The sequence below is a fragment of the Pectinatus haikarae genome, assembly GCF_015732185.1.
Classification (GTDB): Bacteria; Bacillota; Negativicutes; order Selenomonadales; family Selenomonadaceae; genus Pectinatus; species Pectinatus haikarae.
Map to the genome: position 1 here is coordinate 621,827 of NZ_WIQM01000016.1, position 17,665 is coordinate 639,491.

The 17,665-nt window shown below is 40.7% G+C and carries 15 protein-coding genes, 1 tRNA gene and 1 other annotated feature; of the genes, 2 read left to right on the plus strand and 14 right to left on the minus strand.

From position 1 onward, the window contains the following. Window positions 1-177 precede the first annotated feature (177 nt). On the minus strand, window positions 178-2,007 hold the full coding sequence (locus tag I6758_RS13535) for a phosphoethanolamine transferase (protein ID WP_196605761.1): 1,830 nt from the start codon (window positions 2,005-2,007) through the stop codon (window positions 178-180). Between the two features lie 319 nt (window positions 2,008-2,326). On the opposite strand from I6758_RS13535, the gene I6758_RS13540 reads away from it, so the two are divergent. Continuing rightward, window positions 2,327-4,255 (plus strand): diguanylate cyclase domain-containing protein, encoded by a 1,929-nt coding sequence (locus tag I6758_RS13540; RefSeq protein WP_196605762.1) that lies wholly within the window; start codon window positions 2,327-2,329, stop codon window positions 4,253-4,255. Window positions 4,256-4,332: 77 nt separating this feature from the next. On the opposite strand, the gene I6758_RS13545 is transcribed toward I6758_RS13540, so the two are convergent. From I6758_RS13545 to I6758_RS13560, 4 genes are all read right to left on the minus strand, one after another. Beyond that, on the minus strand, window positions 4,333-5,448 hold the full coding sequence (locus tag I6758_RS13545; RefSeq protein WP_196605763.1) for a Nif3-like dinuclear metal center hexameric protein: 1,116 nt from the start codon (window positions 5,446-5,448) through the stop codon (window positions 4,333-4,335). After that, window positions 5,375-6,124, minus strand: coding sequence for a tRNA (adenine(22)-N(1))-methyltransferase (locus tag I6758_RS13550; protein ID WP_196605764.1), 750 nt, complete (start codon window positions 6,122-6,124; stop codon window positions 5,375-5,377). Before I6758_RS13550 ends, I6758_RS13545 begins: the two co-directional genes overlap by 74 nt. Before the next feature lie 116 nt (window positions 6,125-6,240). Then, complete coding sequence (locus I6758_RS13555; protein ID WP_196605765.1) at window positions 6,241-7,356, minus strand: 5-methyltetrahydropteroyltriglutamate--homocysteine S-methyltransferase; 1,116 nt, start codon at window positions 7,354-7,356, stop codon at window positions 6,241-6,243. A gap of 137 nt (window positions 7,357-7,493) precedes the next feature. Beyond that, a complete protein-coding gene (locus I6758_RS13560) occupies window positions 7,494-8,408 on the minus strand; it encodes a LysR family transcriptional regulator (protein WP_196605766.1) in 915 nt (304 codons plus the stop codon). 249 nt (window positions 8,409-8,657) lie between these two features. Beyond that, window positions 8,658-8,907 (plus strand) — a binding site (T-box leader). A gap of 38 nt (window positions 8,908-8,945) precedes the next feature. Between I6758_RS13560 and I6758_RS13565 the strand changes: the two genes are divergently transcribed. Further along, window positions 8,946-10,268 (plus strand): MFS transporter, encoded by a 1,323-nt coding sequence (locus I6758_RS13565; RefSeq protein ID WP_196605767.1) that lies wholly within the window; start codon window positions 8,946-8,948, stop codon window positions 10,266-10,268. A 110-nt stretch (window positions 10,269-10,378) separates the two neighbouring features. Here I6758_RS13565 and I6758_RS13570 read toward each other — a convergent pair whose 3' ends face one another. The 9 genes from I6758_RS13570 to I6758_RS13610 all read right to left on the minus strand — a co-directional run bounded on the left by I6758_RS13570 (window position 10,379) and on the right by I6758_RS13610 (window position 17,657). Next, window positions 10,379-11,059, minus strand: a complete 681-nt coding sequence (locus tag I6758_RS13570) for a fructose-6-phosphate aldolase (protein WP_196605768.1) — start codon at window positions 11,057-11,059, stop codon at window positions 10,379-10,381. A 31-nt stretch (window positions 11,060-11,090) separates the two neighbouring features. After that, on the minus strand, window positions 11,091-11,519 hold the full coding sequence (locus I6758_RS13575; RefSeq protein WP_196605769.1) for a PTS sugar transporter subunit IIA: 429 nt from the start codon (window positions 11,517-11,519) through the stop codon (window positions 11,091-11,093). Between the two features lie 22 nt (window positions 11,520-11,541). Then, a complete protein-coding gene (locus I6758_RS13580; RefSeq protein WP_196605770.1) occupies window positions 11,542-13,017 on the minus strand; it encodes a BglG family transcription antiterminator in 1,476 nt (491 codons plus the stop codon). Between the two features lie 22 nt (window positions 13,018-13,039). After that, window positions 13,040-14,251: a mannitol dehydrogenase family protein gene (locus I6758_RS13585; RefSeq protein WP_196605771.1), complete on the minus strand. Its 1,212-nt coding sequence runs from the start codon at window positions 14,249-14,251 to the stop codon at window positions 13,040-13,042. Window positions 14,252-14,275: 24 nt separating this feature from the next. Then, the gene (locus I6758_RS13590; protein ID WP_231038682.1) at window positions 14,276-15,724 is read right to left on the minus strand and encodes a PTS mannitol transporter subunit IICB; all 1,449 of its coding nucleotides are present in this window, start codon (window positions 15,722-15,724) and stop codon (window positions 14,276-14,278) included. Window positions 15,725-15,740: 16 nt separating this feature from the next. Then, complete coding sequence (locus tag I6758_RS13595; protein ID WP_196605772.1) at window positions 15,741-16,178, minus strand: PTS sugar transporter subunit IIA; 438 nt, start codon at window positions 16,176-16,178, stop codon at window positions 15,741-15,743. A 201-nt stretch (window positions 16,179-16,379) separates the two neighbouring features. After that, window positions 16,380-16,467, minus strand: a tRNA-Ser gene (locus tag I6758_RS13600). A gap of 55 nt (window positions 16,468-16,522) precedes the next feature. After that, a complete protein-coding gene (locus tag I6758_RS13605) occupies window positions 16,523-16,720 on the minus strand; it encodes a DUF951 domain-containing protein (protein ID WP_196605773.1) in 198 nt (65 codons plus the stop codon). Next, on the minus strand, window positions 16,713-17,657 hold the full coding sequence (locus tag I6758_RS13610; RefSeq protein WP_196605774.1) for a cation diffusion facilitator family transporter: 945 nt from the start codon (window positions 17,655-17,657) through the stop codon (window positions 16,713-16,715). The genes I6758_RS13605 and I6758_RS13610 overlap by 8 nt, the downstream gene beginning before the upstream one ends. Between the last annotated feature and the right edge of the window lie 8 nt (window positions 17,658-17,665).

The window sequence follows — 17,665 nt, forward strand, 5'->3', positions numbered from 1 at the left end:
CCCATTTATTCGTAATATTACATAATAACTAATATTATAATATAATGAACAGAATTTATTGTCAATATATAAATATTAGCAATATTGTTTTTTTTGAAAATATTAGTGAATATACCGCTGACATGGATTTTGGATTTTGCAAACTAATAAGCGCCGGAATTCTCCGGCGCTTATTAGTTATTGCGGTTTACCGATATATGGATCTTCCGTAAGTTTTCTCTGTCCCAGCATTGTCGTCAGATTCTGCAGATTGAATTTATACTGCGGTGAAGAAAAATCCTGCCCTTCATCATAATGATTCGATGGAGCATTCAAAATACCGCATACGGTATCATATATCATATCGTTAGTAAAATATTGTCCCTGATTCTGCTGCAGTGTACTGCTTCGCACAGGATACGTTCGCTGATATTCCCCTGAAAGATAAACAAACATCGGTATACGGACCATGTCAAATTTGAACACATCCGGATTATGTGATATATTTACATCCTCACCATGATCAGAATAATATACCATGGCCTGCAGATGGAGATTTTCTTTAGCATAATTGTATATCTGAGACAAAATATAATCCGTATAAAGGATACTATTGGCATATGATGATTCCGTTGAAGTGCTGTCTTCATTCTTCCATTTCTCAAAATCAGCCGGGTATCTGTTATTGTAATAAATATGGCTGCCCATAAGATGCAGAACAACGAAATTGTTTTTTGACGGATCTATTTCCGGCAGAAAATTCAACAGTGTTCCGTCAACCTGATCAGTGAACACATAAGAATCATCTGTCCATTTTGCATGATCGGCTGTCTTTGCTATCAAAGTTATTGCACTGTCATATTGCCCATAGCGTCCCTGATTGCTGAACCAATAAGTATCATAGCCCGCTTTTTTCGCTACGTCAATAACAGACAACGAATTGTAAAACTGCTTATCATTATATTGACTTTGCTCTGTTAAAGCTCTCTGCAGGACAGGGACAGTCTGTACCCAGGATGAATAAGCATTGTCAAATACGACAAAATTCGGATCCTGCCTGCGCTGTTCAAGCCACGGGGTATCATCATAAGCAAAAGAAGGCGTATATGTTTTCATATAGTTACGCGATGCCGATTCACCTATGACCATGATAACCGTTCCGGGCGCTTTCTGTGCCAATGTGGCCGCACTTGACAGCTGCATATCTTCATATCGCTCGGTGTAATTGATACTGTATTTTTGCGTCTGCTGGACATAATCCGAAACCTCCTTCCAATTATTTATAATGGATGTCTGCGGAAAGAGGAAAAAAAAGGAATAGACTGCCGTGAACAATGTCAACAAATATAAGACACTTTTTTTCTTTCGGTCAGGATCAGAAGTTATCAGCTTCAAAGATAAGCGCCGATTCATTCTGTACATAAAATAAAAAATCATTCCGATGCTGATCAAAACAAGCACTATCCCAAAAACACCGACAGTAGACTGGACAAAATCTACACTTTCTTTTGGGTTGGTCAGATACAATGCCATCAAAGTGGCCGGCGTCAGGCAATGCTGATAAATCAGATAATACGCAATTTCCAGTGCCGGAATCAAAAGGCATAATATATCAAGCACTGCAAACAGGACAGCTGCCTTGCTTTTTCCCATTCTGCTCTGTAAAAACACAGCCTGCAGGGACGCAAGCATAATAAAAAGCCCTGTCCCGAAAAGAAAGTCTATCCGTATCTGCGATATATACCACGCCGAGTGATAAGTCCATGAATACAGCAGCGGAAAAGTGATGCACCATGCCAGCCCGGGCAGAATATGCGCTGATAATTCAGCTGAAAACAAACTGCTCCCAGTCAGATACTGGATCAGACACAACGAAATTATTGTCGGCAGCAAATAGGCAAAATAATTTACAGGCCCCATATCCTGACCGATATTTATATAAAACAAAACCAAACAAATATAAAAAACCAAAGATGCCACAAGGAAGCCGACACTTCCTGCACGATAATTTTTTGTCATTAAACGCATAAAACTGCTTCATCCTTTAATATAAATTATACAAAACACCAATAATATACTATACTATAAAAATCTAAATTCTGCATGAAAAATTTAATAAAAAAATAAATTTTTTTTAACAAACTTATCTTTATTAAAACTATAGCATAAATATAAAGGATTTATATATGTATCCATAGAAAATTCTCTTTTATGGGAAATTTTGCCTATTTTGAGGAGCTCTACAAAAATCATCAATATCATATTATACTATCGATCCCACTAAAAATCTGGATATTCATCTACAAGTGAAGAATAGATGAACAATTTTACCGGATGGAGGACGCCTATGCAGAAAAAAAATGGCCTGCCGACAAGCCGGGTTATATACCCAAGTGATAAATTATCTGAACAATTTATAAAAGAAAGCGAGTGCACTGCAACGAAAACCTTTGACACAGAAAGTTATCGTATTTTAGCCGAGCTGAGTCAGGCAATAATGTTTGAATGGGAAATAGTAAATGACCATATATCAGTATCCGATAATTGGAGCTTGGTATTTGGCAATAAACCTCCTATTGGAAATTTCAGCGGCAATATTGACCGGATTTTTTCCATAGATCCAAAAACAAAGAATGTTTTTACAGAATACGTAAATAGAACAAAAAAAATTAAAAAAGTCGGTCCTCAGCATTATGAAAAATTTGAACTTCATTTACTGACAAAAAATAATGAATATATATGGTTTCAGGTGAGACTTCTCCTTCGCTGTGATGAGAACGAAAGCCCTGAACGTGTTTTCGGCATGATGACTGATATAAATATGCAGAAGAAGGAATATGAGAGTCTGCTGCACGAAGCCCGTCATGATGTTTTGACAAATCTGTACAATAAGGCTACCACACAGCGTCTCATTGCTCATTATCTCCGTCATTCCCGTTTAAAAGATAAGCGTCAGGTTCTTTTTGTCATTGATATTGACAATTTCAAGGATATAAATGATCTTTTCGGTCATTTATTCGGTGATTCGGTTATAGTTGATATTGCCCACAGCATTAAATTGGTATTCAATAAAACTGATATTGTAGGCCGTATTGGCGGTGATGAATTCATGGCTTTGTGCAAAAACTGCAGTGAAGACCTGTTCATCAGAAAATCCCACGAATTACTTGCTGCGCTTTCCAAAACATATACACATCAGGCTCGTTCTGTAAAAATATCCGCCAGCATCGGTGCCGTTATTTCACCTGATTACGGCACCCGTTTTGAAGACCTTTTCAGAAAAGCCGACAAAGCATTATATTATATAAAAGCCAGCGGTAAAAACAACTATTGTCTCTATGACAATGACTTGTCAGTGCCTCAGTATGTCAATAAAAGAGAATTCTTACTCACGGGCAACAGCGAAAAAAATAAAAAATTTTTTCATGAAAATGTTGTCGAATATATTTTCAAAATCCTGCACCGCAGTACAGATGCAACAGCGGCAACTAATCTTATTTTAGAAATAATCAGCAATAGATATAAAATCAGTCGTGCTTTTATTATCGAAAAAAACAGCGACGGCAATTATTCTAATACCTTTGAATGGTGCAGTGACAAATCAGCCTCAAAAAAAAGTTCACATCAAGATATACCCAAAGGAACCGCAGAAAAATTTTTCAGCTGTCTTAACGAAGACGGCATATTCGGTTGTGCCGATGTAAAGCTGCTTCCTGCAGAGATGCAGATTCATTTTAAGGACAGCGATATTCACGCTATATTGGAATGTGCTGTTTTCAGCGAGGGAAATATCAGAGCTATGATCGGCTTTGAATACCACACGCATCCGCGTGAATGGAAGAGTGAAGAGATAGAATCTTTATCTTTCACTGCGGAAATACTCGGTACTTTTCTTATTCAAAAACGTACGCTTGATAAAATGAAACATTCCCATATGCAGACATTGGAGATTTTGGACCATATAGAATCCTTCATCTATGTAATTGATACCAAAAACTATGAAATTCTTTTTTTGAATAAGAGTGCTGCTGAGTTCTTCGGAACAAAACAATTGGGAAAAAAGTGCTATAACATTATTGCCGGTGAAGAGGCTCCCTGCTCTTTTTGTCCGATAAAGCTGCTTGATGAATCAACCGACTCGGCACAAAAAGTAATTTATCTGGAAAAACGTGATCTGTGGCTGCGTGCTGCTATCTCAAAAATCCATTGGTCCGCAGACCGAGAGGTATGCATGGTCCACTGTCACGACATCACGGCATTAAAAAAGAAAAAATAGAACAGCATTAAGCCGGGCAGTTACCATGCTGCCCGGCTTAATGCTGACTTCACAGAAATCTGCTGTTTTCATGGATGCTATATTATACTGAAAGGATCTTTTGCCGTGGTATCATAAATGATCTCTATATTCCACTTATTTTTTCTCGCATAAAGATTCAGCTTATCGGCCAACGCCTCCGCAACAGGAGCTTCCGTGCCAAAATGACCGGCATCTATAAGATTCATGTCAAGCTCCTGCGCTTTTTGTGCCTCATGATATTTGACGTCACCGGTGACATACAAGTCTGCTCCCTGCATTTTTGCCTTGCCGATAAATTCAGCACCGGCACCGCTGCATAAAGCTACTCTTTTTATTTTTCTGTCATTGCTTTTCACAATGCGGACATAATCCACCGGTAGTATCTCTTTTATCATAGCTGCAAATTGTTCCAAAGAAAGCTTTTCTTCGATTTCACCAATCCGTCCCAGCCCTGCTGCCTTCCCTTTCGTTTTCAAAGGATATATTTCGTAAGCAGCTTCCTCATAGGGATGTACTTTCAGCATCGCCCGGACTACTCTGTCCTTTATTTGCTCCGGCAATACTGTTTCCAGCCGTACTTCATCGACAGATGCTATCCTGCCAATTTCTCCGATGTAGGGACTTGTTCCTTCTCTTGGCAGAAAATGCCCTTTTCCACGGACCTCAAAGGCACAGTGGGAATAATTGCCAATAAAACCAGCTCCCGCTTTACCAATGGCAAGACGCACCGCCTCGGCATGGCTTTGCGGCACAAATACGGCCAGCTTGACTAATTCTTCTGCAAAAGTAATATCCAGCGGCCGAATATTATGCAGATGCCACATTTCGCACAGCATATCATTTACACCGCCATTTGCACTGTCCAAGTTAGTGTGCGCGGCAAAGACAGCTATATTGCTTTTGATCAATTGCCGTATCAGCCTTCCCGCCGGAAGATCAGTACGTATTTTCTTCAACGCATGAAATATGAAGGGATGATGTGAGATTATCATATCACATTCTTTTTCAACGGCTTCCCGCACCAATGCCTCTGTGACATCAAGGCAGGTGATTATCTTGTTTATTTTTTGAGCCGGATCTCCCAAAAGCAGCCCAGGATTATCCCATTCCTCCGCCAGAACGCGTGGTGCGATCTGTTCCATTGCCTCCATTGCCATCTGGCATTTTATCATCGCTCATCATCTCCAAGCTTTTAATAAGAGCAGACAGTTTCCGATGCTGTTCATCATTTCTCTGTACGCGTGCAAGATTATAGCCGGCGAGCATTTTTTTGCTGCGCCGTAAAAGTTCGGCAATATGGTATTTAAAAAGAGCCTGCTTTTTTGCCAGCAATATCGGTCCCACCGTGAGAACCAGCTCATCGGGCATGTCCCGCTGCCCCGGAACGGCATAGATCAGCTGATATATATGGTGCTGCTCTTTTGCCAGGGCTTCGTCTTCTATATGCCAGCCAATATCATAAATATAACGCCGGACTTTTTCACAGGCAAGCTGAGGCTGCAGAACAAGACCGTGCAAAGCCGCTGTCACTTGCGGTGATTTTTCCAGCAATGAATTTATAAGCAAGCCGCCCATTCCGGCAAAAACGGCTACATCGGCTTCTCCGGGACGCAACGCAGACAAGCCATCGCCCAGCCTTACATCGATCCAAGTCTCCATGCCTTGCTCCCTAACCGCCCTTTTTGCCGTCTGATACGGTCCCTCATGCACATCAACAGCAATGGCATTTTTTATTCTGCCGGTTTTCAACAGATAGATTGGCAGATTGGCATGATCCGTACCGATATCGGCAAGGACTACATTTTCAGGCACGAAACCGGCCGCAGTCAGCAAACGGGAAGTCAGCATTTATTTCATCCTCTGCAAATAATATATTGTATAATTATATCATATATTATCTGCCTTATGTTTAATCCATCAGGCAAAACGGCTCTGATCACATAAAAAGCGATCAGAGCCGTTTTCTATTCCGCGTCCCGCCAAACTTCTTCAGCAATTCTCTTTATCAGTGCTATTTTTGCCCACTGCTCTTTTTCTGTCAGCAGGTTTCCCTCTTCTGTGGAAGCAAAACCGCACTGCGGACTGAGACACAATTGCTTCAAAGGAACAAATGCCTGTGCCTCTTCGATTCTTGCCTTTACAGCATCTGCGCTTTCGAGTTCAGGTGTTTTCGATGTTATAAGTCCCAAAACTACTTTCTGTTCCCTGATAAAACGCAGCGGACTAAAATCTCCGGCTCTTTCACTGTCGTATTCCAGAAAAAATCCGTCCACATGACATCCGCCGAACAGCACCTCCGCGACAGGTTCATAGCCGCCGGAAGAAAACCATGTCGATTGAAAATTACCGCGGCAAATATGCATCGTTATCGTCATATCTGCCGGTTTATCATTTATAATTTCATTTATCACACTTACATATGCCTCTGCTATGGCATCAAGATCAAAACCGCGTTCAGCATAAGCATCACGCTTTTCCGCAGAACAGAATTCTCCCCATGAGGTATCGTCAAGCTGAAGATAACGGCAGCCCAAATCATAAAATATTTTAACCGCTTTTTTGTAAGCGGCAGCAATATCACTGTACAAGCTGCTGTCTTGTTCATAGATATCAATAGGTGTATATTGTTCCGCACGCACGCAGGTAATAAGGTGCAGCATAGATGGTGACGGTATGGTCAGTTTTGCCATATGCTTATCATCCGCCTGTGCCTGCAAAAATTTAAAATGTTCGACAAAAGGATGATTTTCCGGAAAATCGATTTTGCCGGTAATTTTTATTGTTTCGGCTTTTGGCTGATGATCCTTGAATGCCACTGACCATGCCTTAGCCTTTACTTTTGTTATGCCATCAAGCTCTGCAAGAAAATCAAGATGCCAGAATGCTCTGCGGAATTCACCGTCAGTTATTGCCTTCAAACCAATACTTTTTTCTTTATCGACCAGATCTTTTATACATTCATCCTCAACTTCCTGCAGCTGAGCAAGAGAGATTTTTTCCTCGTTGAATTGTTCCCGTGCTTTTTTTAAAATTTGCGGGCGCAGAAAACTGCCCACTATATCATAGCGAAAAGGTGCCATAAATATACCTCCTGAAATTTTTTTGATTTTCTATTATGGTGCTTTTATGGAATAAACAGCGCAGCAACATCATGCGTATATTATAGCGCAGTACCAATATATATGGTAAGGCTTATTTTTTTTAATCAGTTATAGTATCAAGCTATAACACTGGCAGAAATATAATGCTTCAATTTGTCAATATAATTTTGTGCCAGCGGACTCAAATGAGCATGCTTATTATAAATATAGCCCACACGAATCTTTTCCTTACTGACAAGCGGTACGGAAATAATATTGCTGCCATTAAGATCTTCACTGAGTACTCCGCTGGAAATGGTATACCCGTTCAATCCTATTGCCAGATTAAAAAGAGTTGCCCTGTCACTCACACGAATGCTTTTTTTATGAGATATGGTGCTGTGTATTTCCTCAGAAAAATAAAAAGAATTATAGGTTCCCTGCTCAAATGACAGACACGGATAAGGATCCAGATCAGTAAATGCCACAACTTTTTTATGAGCAAGCGGATGGCGGGAACTCATAAAAACATAAGGCCGTGTAGCAAAAAGTTCGACAAATTTCAAATCATTTTCATGAAGTATTTTGCTTATTACCTGTTCATTGAATTCACACAGATAGATAACACCTATTTCACTGCGCATATCCTTTACATCATCTATTATGTCATGTGTTTTAGTTTCGCGTAAGGTAAACTCGTATTCATCATGCTCATATTCCCTAATAAGATTCACAAAAGCATTTACCGAAAAAGCGTAATGCTGTGTGGAAATAGCAAACAGCCGGCGTGACGGTTTTTTATGCATATAGCGTTTTTCGAGAAGCTCCGTCTGCTCCAATATCTGCCGGGCATAGCTGAGAAAATCCTGTCCGTCTGAGGATAAAGACACTCCTCGGTTAGTACGGATAAATATATCTATTCCCAGCTCCTGCTCCAAGGCTTTCACGGCATTGGACAGACTGGGCTGCGATATAAAAAGTCTTTGTGCCGCTGTGTTTATGGATCCTGAGTTAACTATTTCCACAATATATTTTAATTGCTGAAGCGTCATTTTGTTCTCCTTAAAAGCAATTACACAAATAAGTCCGATCACATCAAATCGCTACGTCAAATACTTTTAAAACTAAATTATATTTTACTTTGCTCCCATATTGTTTGTCAAATAGGAAAAACCTATGTCCTTATCAGCAGCAATCTCTCTAACTTCCCCTATACGAAAAAGTAAAAACAGCTTGACATATTCAAAATATACGAGTATATTATTTTACATTAAGTTTATGTAACTTTGTAATTTAATAATTTAAATTCCGTGATGGGAAAAAGTATTTTTTGCATAAGGTTCACAGAGAGTCGTTACCCGGCTGAAAGACGATAACCGTATCAGAGAAAAAAATCCTCCCTGAGAAATGTGGCTGAACAAATTTTGTAAGCCACATCGTCTGATCCACGTTACAGGAAACGCGTATTATAATGTACGTTTGAGCGCCCGGATCAATAACATTTTCCGGGAATTTAGGTGGCACCACGGAAGCAAAACCTCCGTCCTTTTCAGGACGGAGGTTATTTTTTTATTTTGGAGGCATCATTTATGAATACTATCAATTTTACCCATTTAAAACATCAGCGCGATCTGCGTATCATTCTGCCGGTATTTCTTGTCTCTATTATTGCCTGCGTCGATCGTGTAAATATTGCTTATGCCGCCCTTACAATGACGCAGGATCTCAACTGGATCACTCCTGAAATATTTGGGACAGGTGCCGGTATTTTCTTCATGGGCTATTTAATATTTGAGATACCCGGTTCTCTGATAGCCGTTAAATTTTCTGCCGCGAAATGGATAGCCCGCATCATGTTTTCCTGGGGTCTTGTATGCATACTTATGGCATTTATGCATACACAATTTGAATTTTATCTTTATCGTTTTTTACTTGGCGCGGCAGAAGCCAGCTTATATCCCGTTATTTATTCTGTCCTTTTTCCCCGCTGGTTCACTGCTGGTGAACGAGCCCGCGCCACATCCCTTATGCTTACGTCATTGCTGCTCTCCACAATAATCGGCGCACCACTTGCCGGTTTTTTACTCAATACATCATTTTTTGGCATGCATGGCTGGCAGGAACTGTTTATACTCGAAGCCATACCGGCTATTTTGTTTGCCTTTTTTTTCTTATTTTGTGTAAAAGACCGCCCGGAAAAAGTAGCATGGCTTTCGACAGAAGAAAAAAACTATCTTATCCAAGCTTATGAGAAAGAACAGTCGCGTCTGCAAAGCAAAAAGAAATACACAGTCGTGCAGGTTTTTAGTGATCCCAAGGTTTTAAAGCTATGTTTTATTTATTTTATGTGGGTAATCGGTTTTTGGGGGTTCAACTTCTGGATGCCTACCGTGCTCAAAGGTTTATCAGGCTGGTCAACACAGCTGCTTGGCGGTGCTATCGCCATACCTATGATTGCGGCATTGATAGTGCAATTGATAATCGGCCACACGTCCAGTACAACTGGAGACAAAGTCTGGCATGTATCCGGTACCCTGTTTATCGGCGCCATAGGCCTTGGACTCAGTCCATTTGCCGCCAATATATATGAAGCTCTTTTCCTTGTCTGTCTCTCGGCCATTGGTATTTATGCTGCGATGGGTGTATGGTGGACTATACCGACCACTTTCCTTACAGGTCCTGCGGCGGCAGCATCTGTTGCTCTTATCAATTCCTGCGGCAATCTCGGCGGCTGGGTCGGTCCTTATATGATGGGCTGGATAAAAACCTCCACCGGTTCATTTAATTTTGGCTATTTTTTGATGTCTGGTTTCATGTTTATCGCCAGCATTACTGTTCTCTCCATAAAATATAGCTGGAATAGAAAAAAAGAGACTACAGCCGCAAAAAACAAATCTTTGACTGAATCATAAATATTCACGATAAAACTAATTTTTTTAAATCATACACAAAATAATGCCGCTGATATCTTTTACGCTATCAACGGCATTATTTTCGTTACATACAATCGCTCTTTATTCCATTACGGCATATCACAAATATGATCTTTTCCAAAAACACTTTCCCAGTCAGCAGCAAAATCATCTACAGCTTTTTTTATCGACGGAACAGCAAAGGCTGCCAGTAATATATCAGGACTTACAGTAGCAGCCTGCGCTCCGCAGGCAAAGGCTTCATTCACCTGATGTATATTTTTAAAACTGGCCGCAAGAATCTTTGTACTATAGCCATATCTATCGATCATGGAAGCAAAGAACTCTACAGCAGCGGCAGCATCAATATCCAGATTTTCCATACGATTGAAATACGGTGCGATGAAGTCTGCTCCGGCCTCCATCGCCATAAAGCCCTGTGTTTTGCTGTAAACAGCAGTTGCCGTGATTTTTGCTCCTTCCTTTTTCAGCAGGCGGATAGCCTTCAAGCCTTCTGGCGTCACCGGTATTTTTATGTATACTGCCCTGTCTATTTTCTCCAATATCGTATGCGCTTCTTCAAGTATTCCCTCACATTTTTCAGCCAGTATCTGCACATGCAGCGTCTTATCAGCACCTATAATGCCGCGTATTTTTCTGAAATGTTCAAAAAAATCTATCCTGCCCTCTTTTTTTATGATGCTCGGATTACTTGTTATGCCCGTTATTGGCAACAGGTCAACACATTTTTCAATCATTGTCATATTGGCGGTATCTATTAAATATTCCATGTCCGTCTCCTTTTAATTTTCATATCCGGCATTATTTTATGCCTATTATATCAAGTATTTCCTGCTCATCCTTAGCCTGTATCAACTTGTCCACATTCTCTACATCGCAGACGATTTCCGACAGCTGCGTCAGTATTGACATGTGTGTATTATTCTTCCCCGCAATACCGATAACTATATATGCTGTTTTCCCTTTGCCGAAGGATACCCCTTGCGGAACCTGCAGCAAAGATATCCCCGATTCCATTATCTGGCTCTCCGAACCGTTTATTCCGTGCGGTATTGCTATTTTATTGCCGACGTAAGTCGATATTACTTTTTCTCTTTTCTGCATTGATTCAATATATTCCGGCTGCACATATCCGCGGTCAGCCAAAATCCTGCCCGCTGCATTTATCGCTTCTTCCTTATCCGAAAAAGTCTGATTTATAATAATGTTATCTTTTGTGAAAATGTTCATGCTTACACCTTCTATAATAAATTTATTTCCCCATAATGCGCCGCAGAAGTTTCACTTCTTCGTCCGTAAGCAAAGGAGATACCGTCACAGCCTTACTCAAACCGGCTTGCAGCGGTGCCGTTGAAATAATGATGTCATATTGCGCAAGGGCTTCCTCCTGCAGTTTTATAAGCGGCAGCGTTTTTTTCACCAAAATATTCGGAAATTCTTTTTTCAGCCTGCTGACCAGGAGCTTGGATGTTCCCATTCCGCTGGTACAAATCACCAAAGCTCTAAAAACACAGCTGTCAGCATCATTCACTGCCGCGGCAAAATATAAAACAATATAGGCTATTTCATCATCGGAGATACTTTCTCCCGAAAAAACACTGTCGCATATTTTTCTTGTCATTTCATATATATTTTTATAATTTTTTTTAATGTCCTCCCTATAGGGATTGCTTGTCCATATTCCTTTTTTTATACGATTCAGCGCCATTGACAGATGGTTGTATAAATTTTTTTCCAAAGCCGGACTGCGCAGTTTTTGGTGCAGCTCGCACTCAGCCCTGCTTATCAGCTCTGATACATTCTGCAGTAAAACCTTGTCATACTCGGTTTTCCCGCTGCAATCGAGCTTTAGATAAAGACTTGCTATCCATAAGAAATATTCTGTCTCTTTTTTTCTCAACACACAGGAAAATTCTTTTTCCAAAGCTTTTTTAAAATCATTCAGAAAGAGCTGCTCATCATAATACATCATCAGATCATTGGTAAAGGAATATTTACCACTCAGAAGATTATTCCGCCTAAGCAGCACTGCCAGCATTACTATTGCCTCCTGGAAATTCCGGTCAGTTATCTGTATATCGCATGCAGTGACTGCGGACCGTAAAAGTCTGTATATTCTCTTGAAATAGCTTTTATATTCCAGTTCACGGAAAATAAATTTTGCTGTAACGGATGCTGCATATTCGTCAGCCAGATATTTGAAAAAATCCTCTACCTTCAGATTATTCAGTATAAGCCTCACCAGCAGATGACGTTTAAGCACCTCATCGGCTTTTATAAAAAATCCGCTGCCTTTTTTACTTTCGATTTTTATCTGATACTTTGGCGCAGATTTTTTCAGCCTTATAAGATCGTTGCGTACAGTCTTCAATGAAGACTTCGTATCAATTGCCAACACCTGTGCTTTTGTATAAAATTTCTCATCCAGCAGTCTGAGCATAATCATATCTTCCCTGATACTTACAGGATATATTTCGTGCAGAACACTGTCGTTCAAAAAACTTTTCAGCCGTATCAAATCTCTCGGCAGAGCTTTTACTTTTATACCTTTACTAAATACGGTAGTCAGCATAATATCATGCTTCGAAAATATTTTGTTTATATCCGGCAGTTCACGGTAAATTGTACGCTCTGTCAGCTTCAATTTTTCAGCCAATTCCTTCATTGATACATATTCAGAAGCCTGACAAAGATATTCTATTATCTTTTTTTGCCTGATGGATACCATTTATCATCACTCTTTATTCAAATTAGATAATATCACCCGTAGTTTTTTTATAAAAAGCATCGACTGTTTCTATCATTCTTTCATAGGAGTCCTTTCTCGCAAACATGGCAAAAAATTTCGCCGTATATATAAATATTCTGCATTCCGGCGTTATATGACAAACTTTTTCCAAAACCGCCCTGCAATTCTCCTCGGTACATTCCTTATCTGCTTCACGCAGGAACGCACTTACAGCGCCGGCTATCCCTATTGATATATAAACAGGCTCCACTTCCATCTGCAAACAGCTGACTGCTGCGCCAATCAACCGATCCTCCGGCTGCAGTTTGCGCAGCGGATCTCTGCCCACACGCAGCAAGGTATCCTTAAGTCCCGGATTTTGAAAACGATACAGCAAATCATTCATATGCAAACAAAGTTCATCGTACTTGACATTATATTTTTTTGCAAGCATCCGCACGGCTTCCTGCATAGCTCCCGTAATTATCAAACGTATTGAGGAAACCTTGACTGCATCACTCACGTATCGCAAGTTTTCCCGCATTCCCAGATATGCGCTGATTGCATGTGCCATATTGTGCAGATACAGCTTTCTCTGCACATAAAAGTCAAACGGCTCATAGGCTATTATCTTTTTGCAGGCGGGAGGTTCTCCCAGGAACCCAGCCTTGTCCACAGGCAGGATATCATACGGCTCTGCTGCGACGTAGAGCGGATCGCTTTGCCGTTTTTCGTCCGGGACTAAGGGAACCATCCTGCCGATACAGGTTTCCACCAGTCCCGTGTTTTGTTCAAAAATTTTAACGGCATCACCCGCCATGTGCTTTTTAATTTCTCCGGCCAGAAAACTATCTGCATCCATCAAATTTTCACATATCAATATATTGAATACGCGGCTGTTCTTCTTCCAGCGCGCCTGAAGGCCATATGCTATGCTGCCCGCTATTCGGGGCAGCATAGCAGCACCGACAGCTGTGGCCATCAAATCGGCATCCTCCATTTCTTTTGCTATGAGATCCATATTTCTGCCATTTACACCGCGCACATTTCTTATCCTGTTCATGCGGCTGCCGGCAGAATCAACTATTTCCTGCCAATACTCGTGCCGCTCGTTGAGTTCCCTGATAAGCACCTCATCCACATCAATGAATACTACCTCATAGCCAAGCTGTGAAAACAGTGCCCCTATAAAGCCCCTGCCGATATTGCCCGCTCCGTACATAATGAATTTCATATTACCGCCTCTTTGCCGTGAATATCACTTCTTGTTATTTTTTTCCAATTCAGTAACCAATGCATCGTATTCCGGTGCATTGATATAATCAGATATTGAAATATGTTTTTTGTCCGGCCTGACCTTTCTCGCACTGCCGGTAAGCTCAATATGAGTAACTACTATATCCGCGTCATCAGGTATGCGCTGTATAGATGCATGTTCCACCGTTATATCAAGTCCCGCCTTCTTTATCTTTTTCGCCAATACCGCAGCGGACATTGCACTTGAACCCATGCCTGCATCACAGGCCACAACAATCTTCCTTACAGGCAGCTCCGCAGCTTCCCGTCTCGATTCTGAGACCTCCATCGGAATTATCTGATCCAGTATATTTCCCGGATTTTTTATTGAATCTCTGGTTTTTATTGCTTCCTGCAAATCCCCCTGTCCTTTGGACATTCTGACAAAAATAGCTGATACCAGAAATGATACTATCGAAGACACAGCTACGCCGCTTAAAACCGGTATAAAATTCCCCCTGGGTGTCATTGCCATCAAAGCAAATATACTTCCCGGTGAAGGCGTTGCCACCAAGCCCGTTTGAAAGAGAGTAAATATCAGCGTTCCGGTTATCCCTCCGGCAATAACTCCGATGATCGTCAACGGATTCATCAACACATAGGGGAAATATATTTCGTGTATCCCGCCAAAGAAATGTATAAGTATTGCTCCCGGTACCGAATCCTTCATTGTACCTTTTCCGTACATCCAGTAAGCCAGCAGCAAGCCAAGCCCCGGTCCCGGATTTGTAACCAGCAAAAACAAAATTGATTTTCCCTGCGTGACTGTCTGCTGAATTCCCAGCGGACCCAAAATACCGTGATCTATGGCATTATTCAAAAATAGAACTTTTGCCGGCTCTATCAGAATTGCCGATAGGGGCAGCAGGTTGGCTTGTATGAATTGCTGCATTATTCCCGATATGACTATATTTATATTCTGTACAATCGGTCCGATTACCAGAAAAGAAAAAATCATTAAAATACCGCCTAAAATTCCGGCGGAGAAATTGTTGACAATCATTTCAAAACCGGATTTTACCCTGCCGTCGACAATATCATCAAATTTTTTGATTAGATAACCACCAAGCGGCCCCATCACCATTGCTCCCATGAACATGGGAATCTGTGCACCTACTACCAGTCCCAGTGTTGCCAGAACTCCCACCACGGCACCGCGTTCACCGTTCACGATCCGTCCGCCTGTATAACCGATCAGCAAGGGCAGCAGTGTTTTCACCAGAGGTCCAACTAATTCTGCCAGTTTCTCATTTGGATACCATCCCGTGGGTATAAACAGAGAAGTAACCAGCCCGAATGCTATAAATGCTGAAATATTAGGTATTACCATGCCTGCCAAAAAACGGCCGAACTTTTGTATCCTTATCTTCACTATAGATGATTTCTGCATTGTATTTACCACATTTTCCATTGATTCATCTTCTTTCTCAATTTTGATTGAAGACATCGTGAAAAAATTTTTTATCCTCAGTGACAAATAATTTATTTAATAACACTTTATCTTCCAATATATCTGATAATTTCGAGAAAAACACATCATCTTCTTCAGGATTTATTGCCAGACCTATAAGCAAATAAACCATACCTCCCCCATATTGCAATCCTTTTGGAAACTGCAGGACGCAAATACCCGTCTTTTGAATAAATATCTCTGATCCAGGCATCCCGTGAGATATCGCAATCCCTCTGCCTATATAAGTGCTGCGCAATTTTTCACGCCGTATCATACTGGCAACATATTCCTGTTCCACAAAACCACCGGCTGCCAAATAATTTCCGGCTTTAGCAACAGCCGCCATTATATCAACAGACTCAATTCCCATAAATATACTGATATTCACCGCTGATTTTTCTTTGTCAGCCATGCCTGCTTCTCCTATAAAATAAACGTTTATTTGCTTATTATTATAACGTATGCAATATACTCAGACCAGCAAATCTAGTGCTATCTTTTTCAAACTACTTCTGACAAAATTACCGCTGTCAGTAAAAATTTCCATAAAATTTTAACCATTTTCTCCATAAGAAAAAGGCCTTGCGAATTTCGCAAAGCCTTGAATTTACTATGGCAGAGAGGGTGGGATTCGAACCCACGGTACCTTGCGGTACAATTGATTTCGAGTCAATCACCTTCGACCACTCGGACACCTCTCCATCGTTAAAAAGCAATAAAATTATAACACATGGCAAATCAAATTTCAATATTTTTTTATTCGTTCGTTTTTTTCACAATATCTTTCGCCATTTTTTCAAATTTTGGACGCGGCATCATAACATAATGTCCACAGCCACAGCATTTTATACCAAAATCCATTCCCACCCGCAATATTTCCCAAGTGTCGCTGCCGCAGGGATGCTTTTTTTTCATTTTGACAATATCACCTTTTTGATAGTCAATCTTATTCATTTTTTTCACCTTTATTACTTATGTTGTTATCCAAATTTAATTTGCATGTAGTTCTGGAAACTCGTTCGACAGGTTCGGGATGTATTACAACATCTACGGTCGCTCCCATAGTTTTTTTAATGTCCATTTCAATGGCATCACAGACTTTATGCACATCGCCTAAACTCATGCCGCAGTCAAAATTTATATGTGCATCTATCATTTTATATGCACCGGATGAACGTGTACGTAAATTATGATATCCCAATACAGCTTCATATTTCATAAATATATTCGATATCTTTTTTTCATATTCGGCTGACAAGCTCGCATCTGTCAGATCCCGCGTACTCTTAACGATCATTTTATAACCTGCCCGAAAGATTATCATCGCTACTGCTATTGCCACTACCGGATCAAGCCAATACCATCCCAGAATATGTATACCACAAAGCCCTATCAGCACTCCCACCGAAGTCCAAACATCAGACTGCAAATGCAGTCCGTCAGCTTCGAGTGCCTGTGAATCAGTTTTCCTTGCGACGGAAATCAATCTGCGCGAAACTAGTAAGTTGATGATTATAGAAACAAACATTATCGCGATGCCATATTCAATATCCTGTATCTGCGGATTAGAACGGAATTTATCGAAAGTTTCATAAATTATCATTACAGCGGCCAGAACTATAAGCACTGCCTCGATTGCCGAAGATAAATTTTCATATTTACCATAGCCATAGTCATATTTTTGATCAGGCGGTATCATTGCCTTTCTGACTGCCCAAAAAGCAATCATAGCGGCAATAAGGTCGACACCTGAATGCATTGCCTCTGAGATCAAGCTCATTGCGCCGACATATAGGCCCACACAAAGTTTCAGTACGACTAGTATTGTATTCGATATCACTGACAAATATGCTGTACGCCGTTTCAAAACACCATGTGCAGCCGTATCCATTATTTTAC

Excerpts from the sequence above, each read along its gene's own strand:
- I6758_RS13535 (WP_196605761.1), bottom strand. The coding sequence starts at position 2,007 with ATGCGTTTAATGACAAAAAATTATCGTGCAGGAAGTGTCGGCTTCCTT.
- I6758_RS13540 (WP_196605762.1), top strand. The coding sequence starts at position 2,327 with ATGCAGAAAAAAAATGGCCTGCCGACAAGCCGGGTTATATACCCAAGT.
- I6758_RS13545 (WP_196605763.1), bottom strand. The coding sequence starts at position 5,448 with ATGATAAAATGCCAGATGGCAATGGAGGCAATGGAACAGATCGCACCA.
- I6758_RS13550 (WP_196605764.1), bottom strand. The coding sequence starts at position 6,124 with ATGCTGACTTCCCGTTTGCTGACTGCGGCCGGTTTCGTGCCTGAAAAT.
- I6758_RS13555 (WP_196605765.1), bottom strand. The coding sequence starts at position 7,356 with ATGGCACCTTTTCGCTATGATATAGTGGGCAGTTTTCTGCGCCCGCAA.
- I6758_RS13560 (WP_196605766.1), bottom strand. The coding sequence starts at position 8,408 with ATGACGCTTCAGCAATTAAAATATATTGTGGAAATAGTTAACTCAGGA.
- I6758_RS13565 (WP_196605767.1), top strand. The coding sequence starts at position 8,946 with ATGAATACTATCAATTTTACCCATTTAAAACATCAGCGCGATCTGCGT.
- I6758_RS13570 (WP_196605768.1), bottom strand. The coding sequence starts at position 11,059 with ATGGAATATTTAATAGATACCGCCAATATGACAATGATTGAAAAATGT.
- I6758_RS13575 (WP_196605769.1), bottom strand. The coding sequence starts at position 11,519 with ATGAACATTTTCACAAAAGATAACATTATTATAAATCAGACTTTTTCG.
- I6758_RS13580 (WP_196605770.1), bottom strand. The coding sequence starts at position 13,017 with ATGGTATCCATCAGGCAAAAAAAGATAATAGAATATCTTTGTCAGGCT.
- I6758_RS13585 (WP_196605771.1), bottom strand. The coding sequence starts at position 14,251 with ATGAAATTCATTATGTACGGAGCGGGCAATATCGGCAGGGGCTTTATA.
- I6758_RS13590 (WP_231038682.1), bottom strand. The coding sequence starts at position 15,724 with ATGGAAAATGTGGTAAATACAATGCAGAAATCATCTATAGTGAAGATA.
- I6758_RS13595 (WP_196605772.1), bottom strand. The coding sequence starts at position 16,178 with ATGGCTGACAAAGAAAAATCAGCGGTGAATATCAGTATATTTATGGGA.
- I6758_RS13605 (WP_196605773.1), bottom strand. The coding sequence starts at position 16,720 with ATGAATAAGATTGACTATCAAAAAGGTGATATTGTCAAAATGAAAAAA.
- I6758_RS13610 (WP_196605774.1), bottom strand. The coding sequence starts at position 17,657 with ATGGATACGGCTGCACATGGTGTTTTGAAACGGCGTACAGCATATTTG.